This is a genomic window from Rheinheimera hassiensis (assembly GCF_022436675.1).
Taxonomy (GTDB): domain Bacteria; phylum Pseudomonadota; class Gammaproteobacteria; order Enterobacterales; family Alteromonadaceae; genus Alishewanella; species Alishewanella hassiensis.
In genome coordinates this window covers 476435-498824 of sequence record NZ_JAKUJZ010000003.1, presented here as the reverse complement: position 1 = coordinate 498824, position 22390 = coordinate 476435, and the positions used below count along the sequence as shown (strand labels likewise).

General features: G+C 50.1%; 20 protein-coding genes and 1 pseudogene. 12 read left to right on the top strand and 9 right to left on the bottom strand.

Annotated elements, in window-relative coordinates; translation table 11 throughout:
• Nucleotides 1-181 precede the first annotated feature (181 nt).
• A pseudogene (locus MJX74_RS08170) lies at nt 182-1334 on the top strand (IS3 family transposase).
• Nucleotides 1335-1595: 261 nt separating this feature from the next.
• Here the strand turns inward: MJX74_RS08170 and MJX74_RS08165 are convergent.
• The 9 genes from MJX74_RS08165 to pseB are packed head-to-tail and all read right to left on the bottom strand — an operon-like array spanning nt 1596 to nt 9371.
• Nucleotides 1596-2312: an SDR family NAD(P)-dependent oxidoreductase gene (locus MJX74_RS08165; protein WP_240222380.1), complete on the bottom strand. Its 717-nt coding sequence runs from the start codon at nt 2310-2312 to the stop codon at nt 1596-1598.
• A complete protein-coding gene (locus MJX74_RS08160) occupies nt 2305-3588 on the bottom strand; it encodes an AMP-binding protein (protein ID WP_240222378.1) in 1284 nt (427 codons plus the stop codon). Before MJX74_RS08160 ends, MJX74_RS08165 begins: the two co-directional genes overlap by 8 nt.
• A gap of 5 nt (nt 3589-3593) precedes the next feature.
• Nucleotides 3594-3851 (bottom strand): phosphopantetheine-binding protein, encoded by a 258-nt coding sequence (locus tag MJX74_RS08155; protein WP_240222376.1) that lies wholly within the window; start codon nt 3849-3851, stop codon nt 3594-3596.
• A gap of 11 nt (nt 3852-3862) precedes the next feature.
• Nucleotides 3863-4450, bottom strand: coding sequence for a UDP-4-amino-4,6-dideoxy-N-acetyl-beta-L-altrosamine N-acetyltransferase (gene pseH / locus MJX74_RS08150; RefSeq protein WP_240222373.1), 588 nt, complete (start codon nt 4448-4450; stop codon nt 3863-3865).
• Between the two features lie 4 nt (nt 4451-4454).
• The gene (pseI, locus tag MJX74_RS08145) at nt 4455-5504 is read right to left on the bottom strand and encodes a pseudaminic acid synthase (RefSeq protein WP_240222371.1); all 1050 of its coding nucleotides are present in this window, start codon (nt 5502-5504) and stop codon (nt 4455-4457) included.
• Nucleotides 5491-6531, bottom strand: a complete 1041-nt coding sequence (gene pseG, locus MJX74_RS08140) for a UDP-2,4-diacetamido-2,4,6-trideoxy-beta-L-altropyranose hydrolase (RefSeq protein ID WP_240222368.1) — start codon at nt 6529-6531, stop codon at nt 5491-5493. The genes pseI and pseG overlap by 14 nt, the downstream gene beginning before the upstream one ends.
• Nucleotide 6532: 1 nt before the next feature.
• Complete coding sequence (gene pseF / locus MJX74_RS08135; protein ID WP_240222367.1) at nt 6533-7228, bottom strand: pseudaminic acid cytidylyltransferase; 696 nt, start codon at nt 7226-7228, stop codon at nt 6533-6535.
• Nucleotides 7225-8373 (bottom strand): UDP-4-amino-4,6-dideoxy-N-acetyl-beta-L-altrosamine transaminase, encoded by a 1149-nt coding sequence (pseC, locus tag MJX74_RS08130; protein ID WP_240222366.1) that lies wholly within the window; start codon nt 8371-8373, stop codon nt 7225-7227. Before pseC ends, pseF begins: the two co-directional genes overlap by 4 nt.
• Complete coding sequence (gene pseB / locus MJX74_RS08125; protein ID WP_240222365.1) at nt 8370-9371, bottom strand: UDP-N-acetylglucosamine 4,6-dehydratase (inverting); 1002 nt, start codon at nt 9369-9371, stop codon at nt 8370-8372. The genes pseC and pseB overlap by 4 nt, the downstream gene beginning before the upstream one ends.
• A gap of 201 nt (nt 9372-9572) precedes the next feature.
• Here pseB and MJX74_RS08120 point away from each other — a divergent pair, with 201 nt between their 5' ends.
• The 11 genes from MJX74_RS08120 to MJX74_RS08070 all read left to right on the top strand — a co-directional run bounded on the left by MJX74_RS08120 (nt 9573) and on the right by MJX74_RS08070 (nt 22308).
• Nucleotides 9573-10367: a flagellin gene (locus MJX74_RS08120; RefSeq protein ID WP_240222364.1), complete on the top strand. Its 795-nt coding sequence runs from the start codon at nt 9573-9575 to the stop codon at nt 10365-10367.
• A 112-nt stretch (nt 10368-10479) separates the two neighbouring features.
• On the top strand, nt 10480-11931 hold the full coding sequence (locus MJX74_RS08115; protein ID WP_240222363.1) for a sigma-54 dependent transcriptional regulator: 1452 nt from the start codon (nt 10480-10482) through the stop codon (nt 11929-11931).
• 119 nt (nt 11932-12050) lie between these two features.
• Nucleotides 12051-13154 (top strand): sensor histidine kinase, encoded by a 1104-nt coding sequence (locus tag MJX74_RS08110; RefSeq protein WP_240222362.1) that lies wholly within the window; start codon nt 12051-12053, stop codon nt 13152-13154.
• Nucleotides 13155-13157: 3 nt separating this feature from the next.
• The gene (locus MJX74_RS08105) at nt 13158-14528 is read left to right on the top strand and encodes a sigma-54-dependent transcriptional regulator (protein ID WP_240222361.1); all 1371 of its coding nucleotides are present in this window, start codon (nt 13158-13160) and stop codon (nt 14526-14528) included.
• Nucleotides 14529-14644: 116 nt separating this feature from the next.
• Nucleotides 14645-14980, top strand: coding sequence for a flagellar hook-basal body complex protein FliE (gene fliE, locus MJX74_RS08100; RefSeq protein ID WP_240222359.1), 336 nt, complete (start codon nt 14645-14647; stop codon nt 14978-14980).
• Between the two features lie 14 nt (nt 14981-14994).
• Nucleotides 14995-16692 carry a flagellar basal-body MS-ring/collar protein FliF gene (fliF, locus tag MJX74_RS08095; RefSeq protein ID WP_240222357.1) on the top strand — a complete coding sequence of 566 codons (1698 nt, stop codon included), beginning with the start codon at nt 14995-14997 and terminating at the stop codon, nt 16690-16692.
• Nucleotides 16685-17719 (top strand): flagellar motor switch protein FliG, encoded by a 1035-nt coding sequence (fliG, locus tag MJX74_RS08090; protein ID WP_240222355.1) that lies wholly within the window; start codon nt 16685-16687, stop codon nt 17717-17719. Before fliF ends, fliG begins: the two co-directional genes overlap by 8 nt.
• Before the next feature lie 17 nt (nt 17720-17736).
• Entirely contained in the window at nt 17737-18561 is an 825-nt protein-coding gene (gene fliH, locus MJX74_RS08085) for a flagellar assembly protein FliH (RefSeq protein ID WP_240222353.1), read from the top strand.
• A gap of 3 nt (nt 18562-18564) precedes the next feature.
• Nucleotides 18565-19911: a flagellar protein export ATPase FliI gene (fliI, locus tag MJX74_RS08080; protein ID WP_240222351.1), complete on the top strand. Its 1347-nt coding sequence runs from the start codon at nt 18565-18567 to the stop codon at nt 19909-19911.
• Nucleotides 19911-20366, top strand: a complete 456-nt coding sequence (gene fliJ / locus MJX74_RS08075; protein WP_240222349.1) for a flagellar export protein FliJ — start codon at nt 19911-19913, stop codon at nt 20364-20366. Before fliI ends, fliJ begins: the two co-directional genes overlap by 1 nt.
• Before the next feature lie 151 nt (nt 20367-20517).
• The gene (locus tag MJX74_RS08070) at nt 20518-22308 is read left to right on the top strand and encodes a flagellar hook-length control protein FliK (protein WP_240222347.1); all 1791 of its coding nucleotides are present in this window, start codon (nt 20518-20520) and stop codon (nt 22306-22308) included.
• The last annotated feature ends 82 nt before the right edge of the window (nt 22309-22390 follow it).

Here is a 22390-nt window from a genome sequence, read left to right as displayed (position 1 = left end):
GATTTCTTACACCTATTGTTTCAAGTACGGCAAGCGTTTCGCCCGGGAAGGCTTCTTCATTCAGCTCATCAAACACGATGACACTACCTTTGGGCATTCTGTCGATAAAATGTGTGTAGTGGTTTAATAAAACCGGACACCATTTTAGGTGGTAAGATTACCACGTTAGGAGAGGTGTTCAATGGCAAAACAACGTCGTACGTTTTCAACAGAATTTAAGCGTGATGCTGCCGGTCTGGTGCTTGACCAGGGCTACAGTATTGCACAAGCAGTTAAGTCACTTGGTGTTGGTGAGAGTGCACTTCGCCGCTGGGTAGAGCAGCTTGAGCAAGAGCGCGGTGGAGTAACCCCCAAGGCTAAAGCTCTGACGCCGGAGCAGCAGCGGATTCAGGAGCTGGAAGCCAGAGTGAACAGGCTGGAGCGGGAAAAAGCCATATTAAAAAAGGCTACCGCACTCTTAATGTCAGACGAGCTCGAACGTACACGCTGATAGACCAGTTAAGAGAACATGAAGCGGTAGACATGGTCTGTGACATGTTTGATGTGCCCACGAGCAGCTATTACGAGCATAAGCAGCTTAGCAAGCAAATCAATGTTGAGCGCTTAGAGCAGCGTAGTGAAATCAAAGCCTTGTTTAAAGCGAGTCGGAACTCTGCCGGCAGCAGAAGCCTGCTCGGCATGATGTGTGAGCTGGGTTATCAGATAGGCCGTTTTAAAGTCATGAGCCTGATGAGAGAGGCCGGGATAGCGAGTAAGCAACCCGGCCCTCATCGCTATAAAACAGCGCAAGTTGAACGACCGGACATCCCTAATCATCTGGAAAGGGAATTTGATGTCAGCGCACCTGATAGCGTGTGGTGCGGTGATATTACCTACATCTGGGCAGAAGGCCGCTGGCACTATTTAGCTGTGGTTTTAGATGTCGTGTTGTTGGCTGGGCATTATCGGCCAAACCGGATGCAGAGTTGGCGGTTAAAGCACTGGATATGGCGTATGAGCAACGAGGCAGGCCACAAGGTGTGATGTTCCATTCTGACCAGGGTTGCCAGTATGCCAGCCGCTTATTCCGACAAAGATTATGGCGTTATCGCATGACTCAAAGCATGAGCCGTCGCGGAAATTGCTGGGACAATGCCCCCATGGAACGACTGTTCAGAAGCTTAAAGTCTGAATGGGTGCCGGTAACGGGTTATATGAGCAAAGCAGAAGCACAGCGGGATATTAGTTTTTATCTGATGGATTATTACAACTGGCGCAGGCCACATCAATTCAACGATGGTGTGCCACCGGCAAAAGCTGAGGATCTATCTAATTTACTGTCCGGAATTAGTTGACCACTACAGTCCCCATCCTTCACTGTTATAGTCAAAAGAAGATTCTATGACAATTGGGGCAGCCAGACATTTTCCTGACCACATTATAAGAAAGACAATAAAAGCAGGCAGTGATTTTAAAATCATAACTATTCCTTTAAAGAACTTATTTTATCACCCTTAATTAGGTGCTAAATTTAAGCAAATAAGGTGCCAACCTTGGAATTGGTTTAGATTTTTAAAGTTTATGTAGAAATGTTATCTAAAACATGGAAAGCGGGGTTAAGCAGTACTTCCCGCATCAACAATAATAGTTGTGCCGGTTATCGCCGCTGCTTGTTCGCTTAGCAGATACACCACTGCACCGGCTGCATCATCTGGCGTGGCCAGCCGGCCCAGTGGGCTGCGCCGTTTTATACTTTCCAGCTTATCGCCCTGTAAGCTTTGCGTCATCTCGGTTTGCATATAACCCGGTGCCACGCAGTTTACTGTGATACCGGCTTTGCCAACTTCACGGGCTAAAGATTTACTAAAACCTTCCAGTGCCGCTTTACTGGCGGCATATACGCTTAAGCCGTTAAAACCGGTGCGGGCGATAATCGACGAAATATTGACGATACGGCCGCTTTGGTTTAACAACATTGGCCTTAGCAAGTACTTACTAAGCAAGATAGGTGCCTGAATATTCAGGTTAAGTAAGCTATTTATCTCAGTGTTGTGCATCGTTGCAAGTACACCATCATAACCAACAGCAGCGTTGTTAATCAGCGCATAAGGTCGGCCGTATTGCTTAGTCAGTTCGCTACAAAGGGCGGGGATCTTATCCAGTTCAGATAAATCAGCTGCGCAAAAGTGTAAGCCTTGCTGTTGTAGCTGTGTTAACTCATCGCTTTGGCTTCTGGCCAGCGCCAGTACGCTATAACCGGCCTGCAGCAATTGGCGGCATATCGCTAAGCCCAAACCCCGGCTGGCACCGGTAACAATCACTAATTTACTCATGATGCTCCTTTACGTCGGCCTTACGGCTTAACTTACCGGTCGCATTGGTTGCTAAGCTGCTGACTATATTAAACCGGGCTGGCAGCTGATAGCGCTCCAGTTGTTGCTGGCAGTGGCGTACCAACTGAGCTTGCAGTGCTTTACTGTCAGTACCGGTGTCGACAACAATATCTGCGATAACTAACTGGCCTAAGACGCTACTGGCTTTGGCATACACCTTTGCCTGGCGCACGGCAGGGTACTGTAACAATACCTGTTCTACCTGCTCAGGGTGTACTTTATTGCCGCCAACATTAATAACACCGCTGGCACGCCCCAGAAAGATAACTCTGTCTTGCACAATACTGACTAAATCGCTGCTGTCCAGATAGCCATCGCTATCAGCATCAGACGCCAGGCCGGTATCAGGCTGCTGTGGCGGCTTTAACCATAAATGTTGGTTGGCATCGATTTTAAGCAACAGGTTGCTGTGACGTTGATTTAACCAACTGGCCGGAAAGCCAGCACGCTTATCGGCAACGGCAAAACCCACACCGGCCTCGGTAGAGGCGTAAATATGTAGCAGACGGGCAGTTGGGAATAACACTGCCAGTGTATCAAGTAAGGGCTGATCGGCAATTTCACCGCCCAGCGTTATTTGTTGCAAGGGCAGTGTGCTTAATTGCGCTGTCATCAGTAACTGTCGCCACAAAGAGGGCGTGGCCGATACCGCATTCACACTGTGTTGCAGCATCAGGTTAAAACGCTGCTGCGCATCACCGCTACTGCAGTCGGTTATTACTGCACCGGACAGCAGGCTTTGCAGCAGCACCTGCAGCCCGGCAAAACGGCTTGGCTGATAACATAATGCCCAGTGCAATGCCGCACTTTGTACTGAGGCTTTAGCGGCGCGGCTTAAGCTGGTAAATGAATGCGCTATCCATTTGGGCGTACCGGTAGTGCCGGATGTTGCCAAATACCAGTGGGTAGGTTCTGCTGTGGGCGTTGCAGTTCCGGCTGGGGTGTTTTCAGGCCAGCAGATAACCTGCTCTGGCAGTTTAAGCGTGTTATCCGGCAGCAGATAAAGTGCCCGGCACCAGCCGTCAAACGCCAACAGGGCACAGGTAAAAGTGCTCAGGTCGGTGTAGCTTAGGGCGATAGCCTGATGTTGCAGTGCCGGATATTGCTGCCTGAGTTGCAGCGCTTGCGCTATCAACTGTGTATGGCTGATATTAGCCCCGGCGCTGATGGCAGTGCTGTTATAGTTCGCTTGTTGCAGCCGCTGCAGCAGATTCATTGGTTTTAGTTGCCGTTTGCCAGTGTCTGGCGATAAACGCCGACAAATTCGGCAAAAGTGCGTGGATAAACGGCTATTTGCAGCTGGCTGAACGGATCTATGCCTAAATCTTCTTCCAGTTGCGCTACCAGCATCGCGAAGCCCAGCGAGTCGAGCCCGCTTTGCAGCAGTACCGTGTCATCGTTGATGTTATCAATCAATTGACAGTTTGCGATGATGGCAACCTGATCCAGCGTTTGGCGAATAGTATGTTCCAGTTCCACGTTAAAACCTGCTACTGAGTAAATTGAATAAAACTGGCCGCTGCAGCAATTTGCTTTGGCAAACGCGCTAATACGGCGTCGCGGTTGGCACGCCAGTCGGCCAGCGGGTAGTGAAACGCTTTTACCTGATAAGGCTGATTATCTCTGTGTTTGCCCGGTAAGTCGGGTAAAGGCTGGTAACCAAATAGCTGGTGCATTTTTAGCACGCTTTGGTTAAAAGATAGCACTTCAGCATATAGGCTGTACTGTGCGTTTTGCATCGTCGCATAGTCCAGTGCGGCAATCTCCAGCAACAGCCCGGAGCCTGGCCAAACATTGGTTTCACCCAGATAACAGCCCCATTCCAGCACGCCGCTGCTGTGCTGGTTAAAGTTAAGCACACCTATTGGCCGTTCATTCTGATAAAACACAAAGAAGTTACGGCTTAAATCGAACTTCAGCTTCTCAAACCAGGCAAGGTGTTCATGCCAGCTAATCGGCGTGTCATTGTGCATATTGCGACGGATATCCGGTTGGTTACGCCACTGCCATATCAGCTCCAGGTCGGCCTTAGTTAGAGGGCGAAACTGACTGACGGGATACTGCTTTGCTGCCACCATAGTGCTACAGATACTCCCAGCTCATCGCGGTGCCTTTGGCCGCCGCCTTTTTAATTGGTTTACCCAGCAACATTGGCAGGTATTTCGGCTCCAGACCCAAGCCGGGGCGCACTGAACGTAAGTTAGCCGGGGTGAAGATTTCACCCGGTTGCATATCTTCGGCAATATATAATGAGCGGCGGTATTTACGCGAGGCCTGCTCTTTGTCTGTACCGCCGTAAGTGACTTTACCCAGCGCTACCGCAGCGCGGTTGCACTCCTGCACCAGCGCGGAAAATTCATCGGGCTCAAGGGAAAATTCGGCATCAACGCCGCCTTCACTTCTGTCTAGCACAAAGTGTTTCTCAATGACTGTTGCGCCCAGCACCACACTGGCAACGGCTACACCGATGCCGGCAGTATGGTCAGATAAACCAACCTGACAGTTAAACAGCTGGGCTAAATGCGGGATTGTCGCCAGATTGGCATCAACCGGATCGGCCGGGTAGTGGCTGGTGCACTTCAGCAGGATAAGCTGATTGCAACCGTGTTTACGCAGTACCTCTACCGATTCAGCCAGCTCGGTTTGTGTTGCCATACCGGTAGACATTATCACCGGTTTGCCGGTTCTAGCTACTGCAGTGAGTAATGCGTGATCGCTGTTTTCAAATGAGGCAATTTTGTAGCAGGGTACATTTAACTGTTCGAGAAAATCGACGGCTGTCTGGTCAAAGGGCGTACTAAATGCCAGCATACCGTGTTGTGTTGCCCGAGCAAAAATAGCCTGATGCCAGTCCCAAGGGGTCATGGCCAGCTGATATAGCTGATAAAGTGATTGTCCCTGCCACAGATTACCCTGGTCCTGAATAACAAAATCGCCGTGTTGAATATTCAGCGTCATGCTGTCTGCTGTATAGGTTTGTATTTTAATGGCGTCAGCGCCGCAAGCTGCAGCGGCATCTACCATCGCCAGCGCTTTGTCTAAAGACTGATCATGATTACCCGACAGCTCTGCGATAATAAATGGCGCCTCTTCCGGTCCTATCGCACGTTGGCCCAGTTTAATTACTGCCATTAAACCCTCGAATCATTGCATAAACCTGCTTAGCTACCAGTGGTGTACCAGCGTCCGCCGGCACTATGCCGGCGGCACTCTGGCCAATATCGTCTAACAGTGCCGGTTGGGACAGGTAATAGCATAGTTGCTCTGCAAAGAACTCTGCTGACATTTCAGCAGCCTGACCCAACCAGACACAAGCGCCAAGGTGGTCGAGATAAGCCGTTGTCGCCTGCTGATTTTCGGCAACGGTAACAACCAGACCTGGCAGGCCGCAAATACACCTCTCCCAATGACTGGCGCCACCCGCACCAAGCATGAGTCGTGCCCGGTACATCAGGGTTGCCATGTAGTTACATTGCACATGCAACTGCAAATTGGGCAGGCACGCTAACTGCTGCGTTATATCAGCGCGCCACGGATTATTTGCCCCTATTACTATATCGGCCGTAAACAGCCCGGGCTTTAATTGTTGTAGCGCTTTAATTGCCATGGTGGTTAAATTTTGCTCGTCGCTGCCGCCAAAGCCAATCAGAATATGATTAGGCAGACGATGTTTTACCGGTTGATAAAACTCCTGCCGAAGCAAGGCAAAACGCGGCCCAAGCAATTTTTCGCAATGTACCGGTACTAATTCAGCATAACGTTGTTCAGCCTGTGGCAACAGGTTTTGATCAAGCAGCATATCGCAGTCATGCAGCCGGTTAGCCAGATCGTCAATAACCATAATATATTTGCAGCGCTGGCGCAGTGCTGAGCAGTATTGCTGCGCCAGGGCGTAGTGATCAACAATCAGCAACTGGTAGCTTTGCGTAAGTTGTTGCAGGGTTTGGGCGGCGTCCTGTTGCTCGTCAGCTGCACCCGTAAGCTTATAAAGCGGATATCCTAGCTGGCTGATAACATCGTTCAGGTCGCCATCGGTCTGACGACAGACAAAATGACATTCGCCGCCAAGCGCTGTTAGCTCCTCAGCCAACGCCAGACAGCGCATCACATGGCCAGAGCCTAGCCTGACTGAAGCGTCAGCACGGAACAGGACTTTCACGTTAGGGCGCTTCCTGTTGCAGCAGTTGATACAACAGTTCAGCACGGCGCCAGTCTTCAGGAGTATCTATGTCTTGTACCAGATGGTCCGGCAGCACCAACATTTTGCTGTTATCGCCAAAAACCGGTTTATTGCCAAGCCATGCGTCAGTGCGCCCCCAGTAAAACTGGCCGGCATCGTGAAAAGTAGGCACTAAATCCTGCGATCTTTTGCTGATACTGGCTGGATCAAACGCAGCCACGCCCTGCACAGTGGTTATCAGTGCTCGTTGAACAGGAAACGAGAAACGCGCAGCAGAAAAAACATAATTTAGCTCAGGCTCATTATTTAGCTGCTGCCAGGCTTGCTGCAACAGTGTTGCTGTCAGTAGCGGGGTAGTGGCATAAATACAGCAACAGTGGCTGATGGCGAAGCCTTGCTGCAATAGCTGCGTTAATTCGTACCGAATAACCGCACTGGTGCCGGTGTGATCATCCGCCAACGCTGTCGGGCGAAAAGCCGGTACTTCAGCGCCGTATTCACGAGCTACTGCGGCAATCTCTTTATCGTCGGTAGACACTAACACTTTGTCAAAACAGCCGCTTTGTAAGGCGGTTAAAATGGGGTAAGCCAGCATAGGCTGGCTGCAAAAGGTTTTAATATTCTTGCGTGGAATGCGCTTACTACCACCTCGCGCAGGAATAATTGCTACCCTCACTGCAGCAACTCCGTTAAGGTGTCAGCGATGTATTGCTGCTGCTCGCCAGTTAATTCTGGGAACATCGGCAGGCTGATAATTCGCTCATAAAAATCTTCCGCAACAGGGAAATCTCCCCAGTCAAAACCCAGCTGTTGGTAATATGGCTGGGTGTGAATGGGAATATAATGTACATTCGCGCCAATGTCGGCTTCGCGCAGGCTATCAAATACCGCCTTACGTTTGGTTTTATCATCCAGCCGGATAGTATATAAATGCCAGGCGCTGATATTAATATCATCCAGTGCCGGTAAGGCGACAGGCAGCTCAGCCAGCAAGCGGTTATAGTTTGCTGCTAACAACTGGCGTTTCTGAATAATCGGCAGCAGACGCAGACTTTGGCTTAAACCCAGTGCAGCCTGAATGTCTGTCATACGGTAATTAAAGCCCAGCAGCAACTGCTGATAATACCAGGCGCCGTGTGCGGGCTCTGTCATCAGGCTGTCATCGCGGCTGATACCATGGCTTCTGAGCAGACGCATTTTTTCGGCCAATACGCTGTTATTAGTCAACGCCATACCGCCTTCAGCGGTAGTGATAATTTTTACCGGATGAAAGCTGAATATAGTGATATCGCTATAGCGGCAATTGCCCACTGGTTCATCATGGTAACTGGCGCCCACTGCATGCGAGGCATCTTCGATAATACTAAAACCAAATTCATTGGCCAGATAATGTATTTGCTGCATATCACAGCTGGCACCGGCTAAGTGCACCGGTATTACCACCTGTGGCAGTGTATCAGTGCTGCGTGCCTGCTCCAGTTTTTGCCGCAGTTTATCTACTGCCATATTGCCGCTGTCTGGTTCTATATCGACAAAATCGACATCGGCGCCGCAGTAACGCGCGCAGTTGGCTGAAGCAACAAAACTGATAGGAGAAGTCCAAACCCTGCTGCCGGGCCCTACACCCAGCGCTAAACACGCAATATGTAAGGCGGAGGTGGCGCTATTTACTGCTACGGCGTGCTGCGCGGTGGTCAGTTCACAAAAGCGCTGCTCAAAAGCAGGCACCGCTGGACCTTGAGTTAAAAAGTCGCTTTGCAGTACCTGAGTTACTGCATCAATATCTGCCTGAGTAATGTGCTGACGGCCATAGGGGATCACTGCATAGCTTCCTGATTAAACTGACGCATTTGTTCCACACTGAGAAAGTCAGGGTTAGTATCAGACACATACTGAAACCCCGGTGTGACCAGTTTGCCTTGCTCTTGCAGAGCATTACTGGAAAAGTCATTGCTGCGGTTAAAAAACTTAATTGCCGGTGCAATAACAAAGTGATCAGAAAATTCAAAGGTATGATACGACATATCGCCCGGACACATCATCTCATGCAGCTTTTCGCCGGGGCGAATGCCGACCTCTTGCACCGGTAAATGCGGTGCCATCGCTTTGGCTAAATCGACAATGCGGATGGAGGGGATTTTTGGTACAAAAATTTCGCCGCCGAGCATGCGCTCAAAATTCTTTAACACAAAGTCGACGCCTTGTTGCAGGCTGATCCAGAATCGTGTCATCTCCAGGTGGGTAACCGGAATATAGTCATGTTTTTTGTCAATCAGCTGCTGAAAAAACGGCACTACTGACCCGCGCGAGCCGACCACATTACCGTAGCGCACCACTGAAAACCGCGGCTTGCTTGCACCCACCATATTATTTGCCGCGACAAACAGTTTATCGGAAGCCAGCTTAGTGGCACCGTACAGGTTTACCGGGTTGGCAGCTTTATCGGTTGATAATGCAATCACTTTATCTACGTTGCAATCAATCGCCGCATTAATAACATTTTCTGCACCGTTGATATTGGTTTTAATGCATTCCATCGGGTTATATTCTGCCGCCGGCACCTGCTTTAACGCTGCAGCATGAATAACGTAATCGACACCATGCATGGCTCGACGCAAACGCTCGGCGTCGCGTACATCGCCGATAAAGTAGCGCATACAGTTTTGGTTAAATTTTTGCTGCATCTCGTACTGTTTAAGTTCGTCGCGGGAATAAATAATGATTTTCTTCGGCTTGTAGCGTGCCAGCAGGGTTTCGGTGTATTTGTGGCCAAATGAGCCGGTACCGCCGGTGATTAAAATTGTTTTGCCGTTAAACATAAGCTGCCCTCGGGAACCACTTGTGTACGAAATGCTGTTTAAAATGACATTAGCATAAACTGTGCCGCAAGAGCTAACATATTCAGTTCAAACACTTTAATACTAATGCATCGGCTTAGTTTTTACGCAGATTTAATTAATAGCGGTTTATCGTCGCTTTGACTAAACTATAACCAGTTTTAACGACAAAGTGGTGCCAAGATGAAACTTAATGCTCCCGGCAGTTTAAATGCCTTAAATCAGGCCCAGTTACAGCAAGACAGCTTGTTAAAAAAGCTGGCTAAAGCGAAACGGATAAACAGCGCCGCCGATGATGCTGCCGGTTTACAGATAGCCAATCAGCTGAGTAGTAGTATTAACGCTAACACTCAGGGCGAGCGCAACCTGTATGATGGTATCTCGCTGGCACGGGTATACGAGCAAGGGCTGCAAGGTATTAACGACAACCTTGGCGAGTTAAACCGGCTGGCTGTTGCCGCTGGCAATGGGATTTACAATGCTCAGGATCGTGCTGCACTGCAGGCTGAGGCTGATCAGTATACGGCTAATATTCAGCAGGTCATTGACACAACAGAGTTTGCCGGTAAAAAGTTATTCGATCAGGATGGTGCCTTGAGTTTTGGTACTGGCTCTGGCAGCCTCAGTTTTGGCACAACAGATGTTGCCTCCGGTTTAACCGCACAGAATATCTTTAGTATAGATTTAACCTCAGCCGACAGCGCTGCGGCATCGCTGGGTAATATTCAGCAATCGCTGGACTATATTGGTGGTTTACAAGCCGACGCTGGCGCATCTATTAACAGTTTTAGCTCTGCAGCCAGTAATTTAAATGGCCAACAAATTGCGCAGTCAGCGGCCCGTAGCCGGATTGAAGATTTAGATTTTGCCCGTGCCAGCAGTGACAAGGTGGCGGCTGATATTTTGGCTAATACTTCGGTCAGTGTTTCACTGCAGGCCAGAATGCAGCAACAACAGGCTTTAAACCTGCTTAGTTAACAGAGTAAAGCCACGCTATTTTTTTGACACAGTGTCAAAAAAATAGCGTATTACCTTGCAAGCTCATCTTTGCGAAGTACAATGCAATCAAAAGCATAATAAAAGCAGTGGCATGGTAAATAATCCTTTTCTGTATATCGTTGATGAACAAAGCAGCCGCAGCAGCCGGCTCAGTACAGTATTAAGTTTTATTAATGAGCCGCACCAGATACTGGATATAGCAGCACTGCAAGTCAGATTGAATAATCAGGAGCCGGTAGTGGTGCTGCTGGGCGCGCTGGAAAGCCAGCTCCATGCCGATCTTCTGTTACGTTATCCTGCAACGGCGTTTTTATTGTTGGGTGAACCACTGCAGCCACTGCTGCAGTATGCCAATGCTGTGGGCCTGCTTAGTGAGCCGTTCTCTTATACTTCTTTAACTCAGCTACTGCGTGATAGTCAGCAGTATCATCGTTTGTTACCGCTGCAGCATAAGCAGCACAACACGGCAAAATTTGATGGTATGGTGGGTAAGTCTGCTTCTATGCAGCAAGTCCGCTTCCTTATCCAACAAGTGGCAAAAACCGAAGCTAATGTGCTGGTACTTGGCCCTTCAGGTACCGGCAAAGAAGTCGTGGCACGTAATATTCACCTATTATCTAACCGTGCGCGCGGGCCTTTTGTACCCATCAACTGCGGCGCTATACCGGCAGAGCTGCTGGAAAGTGAATTGTTTGGCCATGAAAAAGGCGCTTTTACCGGTGCTATTTCTACTCGCAAAGGTCGCTTTGAGCTGGCGCAGGGCGGCACGCTGTTTTTAGATGAAATAGGCGACATGCCGTTAAATATGCAGGTGAAATTGCTCAGAGTATTACAAGAGCGGACTTATGAACGGGTAGGCGGCACCCAGCCTATTAAGGCAGATGTGCGTATTGTCGCCGCCACGCACCGTGATTTAGAGCAAATGATCGATGATGGCAGCTTCCGGGAAGACTTATACTACCGCTTAAATGTATTTCCTATAGATACTCCTGCACTTAGCCAACGTTGCGACGATATACCGCTGCTGATCAGTGAGCTGCTACAACGCCAGGAAAAATACAGCCAGGCCAAAGTTAAATTTACTGAATATGCTATGCAAAGCTTGCAATTACACAGTTGGCCGGGGAATGTGCGCGAGCTGGCAAATTTGCTGGAGCGGATGGTTATTATGTACCCGGACCAGGTGGTAGATGTTGCTGAGTTGCCACCGAAATACCGCCATCTGGATATAGAAAGCTATGTACCGCAATACCCAGAAAGTTTGCAGGAGCGTGATTTACTGAACGAAATGTTTCAGTCAGCGGATGATGACGAAGATGAAACTGACAATGCCGGATTTTTTGCCGTGGCAGACGGCCTGCAGGAGTTACCTGATCAGGGGCTGGATTTGAAAGAATATCTGGCTGAGCTGGAAATCCGCTTTATATCTCAGGCACTGGAGCGGCACGAATTTGTTGTTGCCCGTGCTGCAGAGGTGCTGGGTTTGCGCCGCACTACGCTGGTTGAAAAAATGCGTAAATACAACCTTGGCAAAGACGAGTAATAACGACTAATTACTGCAGTGTCAGGCTTTTGACACTATAAGTTATTGAAAATATATTAATTTATCTGGCATAGTGCCTGCATTACCTTTAAGCGATAACGCAATGTTTAAGGGTAATTATGACAACGGCCAATGCATACGACTTTTCTTTGCACGCTCTGCCTGATACTGCAGCGGTAGCCGCCAGCGGGCGTGCTGTACTGCAGTTACTGCCGTCAGCTCATTATGATGCCGTGTTGCAGGCGTTGCCTGCTGCGGTGATCCTGCTGGATCAGCGTGGAGTGGTGTATCAGGCCAACCCTGCCGCCATGGCATTGCTTGGCGAACCACTAACCGGGCAACGCTGGCTTGATGTTATCAGCCGTTGTTTTCGCCCGCGCAGCGATGATGGCCTGGAAGTGTCACTTAAAGATGGCCGGCGGGTTAAGCTGCAAATCAGTACCCTGGCACAGGGCGCTATCGCTTCGCAGGCTGGGCAGCTTATCATGCTGACAGATTTGACTGAAACCCGGCAATTGCAGAGCCGCCTTAGCCATATGCAGCGTTTATCCACTTTGGGTAAAATGATGGCGACGCTGGCTCATCAAATCCGTACACCTTTATCTGCTGCTTTACTCTATGCCCAGAACCTGGCTAACCCAAGGGCCACGTTGCAGGTGCAGCAGCAGTTTCAGCAAAAACTACTCTCGCGTTTACAGGATTTAGAACAACAGGTAAGCGATATGCTGTTGTTTGCCCGCTCTGGTAGTGCGCAGCAAGTAGCAGGTTTTTCGCTCAGTCAGCTTATTGAGCAGTTAAACACCAGTATTGAAGCACTGCTGCAACAGCATAATACCCGCTTATCGCTGCATTGCAGCGACAGAGCACTTTGTTTACTGGGTAACCAGAATGCGCTGTGCGGTGCCTTGCAAAATCTTATTCAAAACAGCATTCAGGCAGCAGGGCCTGATACTCAAATATCGCTTGATATCGCCCCCAGCAAACAGCATAGCGGTATGTTAGCGCTGCGCCTTACCGATAATGGCCCGGGTGTGGCACTGGCATTGCGTGACTCCCTGTTTGACCCCTTTGTTACGGGCCGTGTTCAGGGCACAGGCCTAGGCCTGGCAGTGGTGCAGGCGGTAGCGCATTCGCATCAGGGCTCTGTGCATTATATTCCGACAGAGCACGGCGCCTGCTTTGAAATGCTGCTGCCGATACAGCAATCAGTTAGCGGGGAATAGCAGATGAGCCAACATATACTGCTAGTAGAAGATGATGCCGGTTTGCGCGAAGCACTGCACGATACCTTATTGCTGGCACAGTATCAGGTATGTGCTGTAGACAGTGCCGAGCAGGCATTGCTGACATTAAAGCAGCAAAGTGTGCAACTGGTTATAAGCGATGTTCAGATGCAGGGGGCTTCAGGCCTTACGCTGTTAAAAACCTTGCGCGAGCAGTACCCGAAGATACCGGTGTTAATGATGACGGCCTATGCCACTGTGCAGGCTGCGGTGGAGGCTATCCGGCTTGGCGCTATTGATTATCTGGCCAAGCCGTTTTCACCGGAAGTGTTGCTTAATACCGTAGGCCGTTATGTCACCGCAGAACCAGTAGCCAGTTTTGAGCCCATAGTGGCTGCTCCATCCAGTAAACAGCTACTGACATTGTGCGCCAAAGTGGCCCGCACTGATGCCAGTGTTATGATCACCGGCCCCAGCGGCTCGGGCAAAGAGGTGCTGGCACGTTATATTCATCAGCTATCTGAACGCAGCAGTGGCCCTTTTGTCGCGATAAACTGTGCTGCAATTCCGGAAAATATGCTTGAATCAACCTTATTCGGTTATGAGAAAGGCGCCTTTACCGGCGCAATAAATGGTTGTCCGGGTAAATTTGAACAGGCCCAGCATGGCACCATTTTGCTGGATGAAATTACCGAAATGGATTTAAACCTGCAGGCCAAGTTATTACGGGTGCTTCAAGAGCGTGAAGTAGAACGCCTGGGAAGCCGCAAAACCATTAAGCTGGAGGTAAGGGTGCTGGCCACCAGTAATCGCAATCTGAAACAAGCCGTGGAGCAGGGCCGCTTTCGTGAAGACTTATACTACCGGCTTAATGTATTTCCGTTAAGTTGGCCGGCGCTGTGCGAAAGACCAGCCGATATAGTGCCGCTGGCACAGCATTTATTGCAGCGTCATTGCAGGGCAACCGGGCGGGCAGTGGCACATTTAACTGACGCGGCAGCTTTGCGGTTAAGCCGCTATAGCTGGCCGGGCAATGTGCGTGAGCTGGATAACGTAATACAGCGAGCCTTAATTATTTGTCAGGGCGACAGTATTGATACTGACGACATTTTGCTGGAACAGGCAGATATGCTGCCACCGGCTGTCGCTGATAACGAGCTGTCTGTAGCCGTGAGCAATATGGCAGATGAAGACGATGCCAATGCCGGTTTTAAAGCCAGCGTACATGAGCAGGAGCACCGCATTATTCTGGCCACGATGAAAGCCTGCGCTAACCGGCGTAAAGACGTGGCTGAGAGGCTTGGCATCAGCGATCGCACCCTGCGTTATAAGCTGGCCCGAATGAAAGAGCATGGAATAGATCTTCCCGCCTGATATAAAACCCTCGCTATGAGGGTTTTTCCGTTTAAATTCAAACAACTAAAACTTGGCATAACTCCTGCTTTGCATTAGCTAATCGTGTTAGCAGCAAATTTTTGACAGGTGACGCTATGAATATCAAAGGGCAGGCCCTTTACGCCGAAATGCAGTCGCTGGCCAGCCAGGCCCGCGGCGTTGGCAGCGAGCTGAAGCTGAAAAATACCGCTGAAGTTAACCCCAGCCAGAGTGACTTTGGCAATATGCTGAAAAACGCTTTAAGCAATGTTAATGCCTTACAACAGGAAACCGGCCAGATGCGCACTGCCGTGGAAATGGGCGATCCTAATGTATCGCTGGCACAAGTAATGATCGCCAGCCAGAAATCCTCACTGGCATTTGAAGCCACGTTGCAGGTGCGCAATAAATTGGTAGAAGCCTACAAAGACATAATGTCGATGCCGGTATAACGGAGGAATAAGCTGTGGCTGAAAATCAATCCACCGAGCTGGCACTCACCAACACCGAATACGGTGCCGGTGAGCAGCAGGAACAAAAACCGGGTTTTGTCGGCAGTTTGGGCGGCATGGATCTGGTGCGCCAGATCACCCTGATTGTCGCGCTGACTATCTGTCTGGCCATTGCTATTCTGATTATCATGTGGGCACGCGAGCCGGAAATGCGGCCACTGGGCACCTTTGAAACACAGGAATTGATCCAAACCCTGGATCACCTGGATGCACAAAAAATCAGTTATAAACTGGAAGGCAATACTATTTTGATACCGGAAGATGAGTTTCAGAGTATCAAATTGTCGTTGTCCCGCGCTGGCCTGACCAAAGAGCCATCCAGCGGTACCGAGTTTTTGCTGCAAGACAGCGGTTTTGGTGTTAGCCAGCGCCTGGAGATGGAGCGGTTAAAGCATAGCCGTGAACAACAATTAGCCCGCACCATTGAAGAGCTGCAAAGCATATCCCGCGCCAGGGTATTACTGGCTATTCCAAAAGAAAATGTGTTTGCCCGGGTAGAAAGACTGCCTTCGGCCACGGTATTGGTTACCGCCCGCGGCGGCACAATGGTGCGCGACAGCGAAGTGGATGCCATCGTCGATATCGTTGCTTCTGCTGTGCAGGGTTTATCGCCCTCCAGGGTAACGGTTACTGATCAGAACGGCCGCTTATTAAACAGTGGATCCCAGGATGCCAACTCTGCCCGTAGCCGCAAAGAATATGAATTGCAGCGCACCCGTGAAGAAGAATACCGCCAAAAAGTCGACTCTATCTTAATGCCGGTACTGGGCTATGGTAACTATACTGCCCAGGTAGACTTGCTGATGGATTTTACCGCCACAGAGCAGACCCAAAAACGCTTTAATCCGGATTTACCTGCTGTACGCAGCGAAATGACCATTGAAGAAAATAGCGTCGGCGGTTTAAGTGCCGGTATACCCGGGGCGCTATCTAACCAGCCACCGATGAACTCTGCCATTCCTGAACAGGCAACGGGCGGCGGCAATGCACAGCCGGTTGTACCCGGGCGTAATCACAAAGAAGCGACCCGTAATTACGAACTGGATACCACTATCAGCCATATTTCCCAGCAAAGCGGGGTGATCCGCCGTTTAAGCGTATCAGTGGCGATTGACTATAAACCGGCAGCGGCAGTTGATGGCGAACCTGAGCCACGCACCCAGGCAGAGCTGGCCAATATTCGCCGCTTATTGCAAGGCGGTATTGGCTTTGATGCGCAGCGCGGCGATATGATTGAAGTGATCTCGGTGCCATTTATGAAAGAAGCCATTATCGAGACTGAAACACCTAATTTTTATGAGGAAGAATGGTTCCTGCGAGTCGTGCGGCTGGTTATTGGCGGGCTGATTATCATTGTACTGATTGTCTTTATTGTGCGGCCGATGTTGAAGAAACTGATTTACCCTGAAGACACCAAAGATACCTATGATGATAATGCCCTGTCCAGCGGGCTGGATTTGGGCGACGACACTATCGACATGCTAAGCTCAACATTTGACGAGAACGCAGTAGGTTTTGCCCCGGATGGCACGCTAATGCTGCCGGACTTACATGGTGATGACGATTTATTACGCGCAGTTCGGGCTTTAGTGGCAAATGAGCCGGAATTATCCTCTCTGGTAGTGAAAAACTGGTTGGCTGAAGATGAGTAGCATAGAAGCAACAAAGCCTTCGTTTGACGTAGGTAAACTGGACGGTGTTGAAAAAGCCGCCATCTTACTGCTGAGTTTGTCAGAAGAAGATGCTGCGCAAATTTTAAAACACTTAGAGCCCAAACAAGTACAGAAAGTCGGTTTGGCCATGGCGCAGATGACCGATCTGAACCAGGCAAAAATCTCGGCGGTGCATCGCTTGTTTATCGAGCAAATTCAGAATTTCAGCACCATTGGCTTCCAAAGCGAAGAGTTTATCAAGCGCGCGTTAACCGCCGCTTTAGGTGAAGAGAAAGCCGCTAACCTGATTGACCAGATAGTACTGGGCGGCGGTGCTAAAGGCCTGGATTCACTGAAATGGATGGACTCGAAGCAGGTAGCCAATATTATCCGCAACGAGCACCCGCAAATTCAGACTATCGTCTTGTCTTATCTGGAACCGGAGCAATCGGCAGAGATTTTATCTCAGTTCCCGGAAAAAGTGCGGCTGGACTTAACCATGCGCATTGCCAACCTCGAAGAAGTACAACCGGCAGCACTGCAGGAGTTAAACGAGATTATGGAGAAACAGTTTGCCGGTCAGGCCGGCGCGCAAACGGCGAAAATGGGCGGCTTAAAAGCGGCGGCTGATATCCTTAACTATATGGATACCAATATTGAAGGCCAGCTGATGGATTCTATCCGTGAGCACGACGAAGAAATGGCACAGCAAATACAGGATCTGATGTTTGTATTTGAGAACCTGATTGACGTTGATGACCGTGGCATTCAAACCCTGCTGCGCGAAATTCAGCAAGATGTGCTGATGAAAGCGTTAAAAGGCACGGATGAAAATTTAAAAGAGAAGATTTTCAAAAATATGTCGAAACGTGCCGCTGAGCTGCTGCAGGACGATTTAGAGGCCATGGGGCCGGTGCGGGTAAGTGATGTTGAAACTGCACAAAAAGAAATACTGTCTGCTGCGCGCCGGTTGTCTGACGCCGGTGAAATTATGCTGGGCAGTGGTGGTGGCGATGACTTCGTCTAAACAGAGCGGGTAGTACTATGAGCACTGAGGCATTTAAGCACAAAAGGCCGTTTTCGCCCGACGAAGAAACTGATGAGCTGATCAAGCACTGGCAAACGCCTGATATGACGCCGGTGCATGATAGCCTCCGCACTAATGCGCTGAATAAAACGCAGCCTCAGGCCAAAGCCAGTAAAGCAGATGAAGATGAAGAGCTGACAATCAAGCCCCTGACAGCAGATGATATCGAGCAAATCCGCCAGGCAGCCTACGACGAGGGTTTTGGTCAGGGTAAAGACGAAGGTTTTAGTAAAGGTTATGCCGAAGGCCGTGAACAAGGCCAGCAGGATGGCCTGGCTCAGGGGCAGGCTGAAGGTAAAAAACAAGGCCTGGCAGATGGCCAGACCGAACTGAATGACAAGCTGGTACAGCTAAGTACATTGCTGGATCAATTGCAGCAACCTTTGGCCAGCATAGATAAACAGGTCAAACAACAACTGCTGCAATTAAGCCTGGCTATGGCGCAGGCGGTGATCAATGTTGAAGTTAAAACCAATCCAGAGGTTATTTTGCAGGCTATCTCTGAGGCTACCTCAGTACTGCCGCTGCAAGCCGGGCAGTTGCTAATAAAACTTAACCCGGCGGATTTAGCCATTGTTGAGCAAAGTTACACCCAAGATGAGTTGGCGCAGCGTAACTGGCAATTAAGAGCTGAGCCTCTGCTGGCGCAGGGAGGCTGCAAGGTAGAGAGTAGCCAGTCCAGCGTCGACCGTAGTTTACAACAGCGGGTACAAAGCAGCCTGGAGCATTTTATTCAGCTGGAGCAACATGAAAGCCAATCTGATGCACCGGCCGGAGACTAACTTATGGCAAACAGCGAAAGCCTGAGCCAGTTTCTGCAACAGCAACAGCGTTATGTACACAGCTCGCGGCCTGCTGTCGCCGGCCATTTGGTGCGTGTAGTGGGGTTAACGCTGGAAGCCACCGGTTGCAGTGCGGGTATCGGCCAGCCTTGCTCGGTAGAGACTGCCCGCGGCGAAATTATGGCGGAGGTGGTCGGTTTTGCCAATGATCGTATTTATCTGATGCCCAAAGATGATGTATCCGGTGTTGTTCCCGGTGCGCGCGTAACGCCGTTGCTTAATTTTAAAGGCGTACCGCTTAGCCTTAACCTGCTGGGCCGGGTTATTGATGGCGCAGGGGCACCGCTGGACGGCAAAGGCCCTATTGCCGCTGAGCAATTTGGTGGCGCTAAAGCCAAACCTATTAATCCTTTGCACCGCCGGCCAATTAAACAGCCGCTGGATGTCGGCGTGCGGGCTATCAACAGCATTCTTACTGTGGGTAAAGGCCAGCGGATGGGATTATTTGCGGGCTCTGGTGTGGGTAAAAGCGTATTGCTGGGCATGATGACCCGCGGTACCTCGGCTGATGTCATCGTTGTAGGCCTGGTAGGCGAGCGTGGCCGCGAGGTAAAAGAATTTATTGATGAAATTCTGGGCGAAGAGGGCAAAAAGCGCTCGGTTGTGATCGCCGCACCAGCCGATGTGTCGCCACTGATGCGGTTAAAAGGCTGTGAAACCGCGGTACAGGTAGCCGAGTATTTCCGAGATCAGGGTATGGATGTGCTGCTGCTGATTGACTCTATTACCCGCTATGCTCAGGCACAACGTGAAATTGCGCTGGCGGTGGGGGAGCCACCGGCTACTAAAGGTTATCCGCCATCGGTATTCGCCAAATTACCGGCACTGGTTGAACGCGCCGGTAACGGCAGTGGCAGCCAGGGCTCTATAACGGCATTTTATACTGTGTTGTCCGAAGGCGATGACTTACAGGACCCTATTGCCGATGCGTCACGCGCCATTCTTGACGGCCATATCGTGTTGTCACGTACCCTGGCTGATGCCGGCCATTTTCCTGCGGTAGATATAGAAAAATCCATTAGTCGTGTTATGCCGGCGGTAACCAGTGCGGAGCATCAGCAAATGGCACGTACGGTAAAGCAGCTGTATGCCAGCTACCAGCAAAGCAAAGACTTAATCGCCATCGGGGCTTATGTGCGCGGCAGCGATCCGCAACTGGATGTTGCTATCGGCATGATGCCAAGAATTAACCGCTTTTTGCAGCAGGGAATGCATGACGTTGTGACCTACGACGACAGCCTGCAAGGGCTTAATCAGCTGGTTCCGGCCGCTGCAAGGAGTAATACCTGATGATTAACCACCGCTTTGCCATGCTGATTAAAATACAAAAAGAGCGTGAAGAAAAACTGCAGGCGCAGTTTGTCAAAGCCCAGCAGTTTTACCAGCAGGCTGAACAGAAATATCAGGGCCTGGCAAATTACCGTACCGACTATATTCAGCAGAGCCAGCAGCAAGGCGCTGCCGGTTTACAAAGCCGGCAGTACACCCAGTTTGTCAGCTTTATCGGTAAGCTTGATCAAGCAATACAACAGCAGGGTTGGGCGTTACATCAGGCTAAAGCTGCTGCAGAGCAACGCAAACAAAACTGGCTGGCGATGCAGAAAAAACGTAAGGCCATGGAGTTACTGGTGCAGCGCGGCGAACAAGCTGAGTTATTAAAGCAGCTGAAACAAGAGCAAAAAAATGCCGATGAATACGCCAGCCAGCAATTTATGCGCAACCGCAATGAGCCACAGATGTACTAACTTGCTTATGCCGTACAGAAGTTCGTTTCATATTGGCCTGAAATTTGAATGTAGTTGAAGGGAACTGAATATATCGGTTTTAACACAACAGATTTAACCCGCTAACGGCGCAGTAAACGCCCGATCGCAGTGGTCAGTCAGGGGAATAAAAATGGTGCAGGCTATACAATTATCAATGCTGACAACCACCGCAGACAGCGCGCTGCGGCTGGATGGCGCACTATCAGACTCTGCAGCAGAGGCTGGCACAGAACTTTCTGGACTGGGGTTTGGTGAGGTGCTAAACGGCATAACGTCACCGGCAACAAATAGCCTGTCCGGCGCTAAGCTACGGCATGTCCCTGCCGGCATCAGCGTGCTAAGTGGGGTCAGCCAGGCATTACTAGCTGCTGCCAATGCTAAAGATACTGCAGCCAGTGCAGAAAACGCTGAGAATTCAGAAAATGCGGAGAATACTGAAAACGAGAGCGCAGCAGGCGCTGATGAAGACTCCTTGCTGACATCCAGCTTGCTGGGGCAGATAGCGCTTAAAGACAAGTTGCCTGAAACTGACAGCAATGCCAGTGATACTGATGCTGCCGTTGTTGATACCGCTACCGACGATGTTGAAGGCGAGCCAGCTACTGTTTCGCAAGGTAATAGCCAGACTGAAATTGATGCCAAAGAGGTTGCCAACGCTGCAAAACAACTGGCCCAGTCTGCCAGCGAAATAACGGATACGGCCACCACTGAGCTGCAGGCAAAAGTAAACAGCCAGATATCAGGGGATTCTGAAGCGGGTAAGGTAGCCGATAAAACGCAAGCCTCCGCCGGTGGTAAAGGTGAAGCTCAGCCGGTAGCTGTGCTGGCGGGCGCTACTGAGTCTGAGGGGGATGCTAAAAGTGCTGCCGTTGCTCAGTTTGTAGAAGAGGCTGGTTTTGGCAGCGATACCCATGACAGCGACAGTAAAGACAACAACATAAAAGACAGCAGTGTAAAAGTAGCGATAGAGACAGGTACTAAAGCTGATGACAATAATAGCAAAACAGACGATGGCAGTATAAAGGCAGGCTCTGTCGCCCAGTCTGCGGTTCAGGCCGATGCCAAAACAGTAACGGCTGCCGGTACGGAAGATAACAGCAAAACCGATACCACGTCGACGGGCGGTAATTTGTCGCTGACAGCTGCATCTGATAAAGCGGATAATCAGGCGGGTGCTAAGGCGGGTTCTGAGCAAAATGCGTCTAAACATGATGCTCAGCAGCAAAATGGCTCGCAACAAAGCCCGTCGCAACAGAACTCGTCGCAGCAGAATCAGCAACAAGGGCCTAAACAGAATAATAATGCCCAGTTGCCAGCCGATATTGCAACAGAGATGGCTGATAGCAGTATCGCAACAGCCAAAGTGGCGGCAGATGTCAGCTCAGCAGCGCGCGTTGATACGGCATTTAGCAGTGCACTTCAGTTGGCAGAGCAACGTCAGCAAGCTGGCGCTGCTCAGGCGGTAGCACGGCCGCTGGCTGAACAGTTAAAGCAAAGCCTGAATTTACTGCAACAGGATGCTGCAGGGCAGTTGCGTGAAAGAGTCACTCTGATGGTACGGCAAAATATTCAGATCGCTGAAATCCGGCTTGATCCTGCCGGGCTTGGTCAGATGCAAATTAAAATAGATATGCAGCAGGATCAGGCGTCGGTGCAGTTTATCGTGCAGCAATCGCAGGCAAAAGAATTATTAGAGCAGCAATTACCCCGGCTCAGAGAAATGCTGCAACAACAGGGCATTCAGTTAACAGAAGGTCAGGTACAGCAGCAGTCGCAGCAAGAGCGGCAGTTAGCGCAGCGTGATGGCAATAATCAGGGGCGAAACGGTAAACAAACAGCAGACGATACGCCGGATGCAACTTCAGACACCGTGCAAGTTAATGTGAAAACATCCGATAGGCTGGTGGATTATTATGCTTAACGGCCAATAGTGGCGGTTAATTCGGTAACGATGATTTACATTGGCCACCACAGATGAGCATAATAATGGCACTTTAACTAAC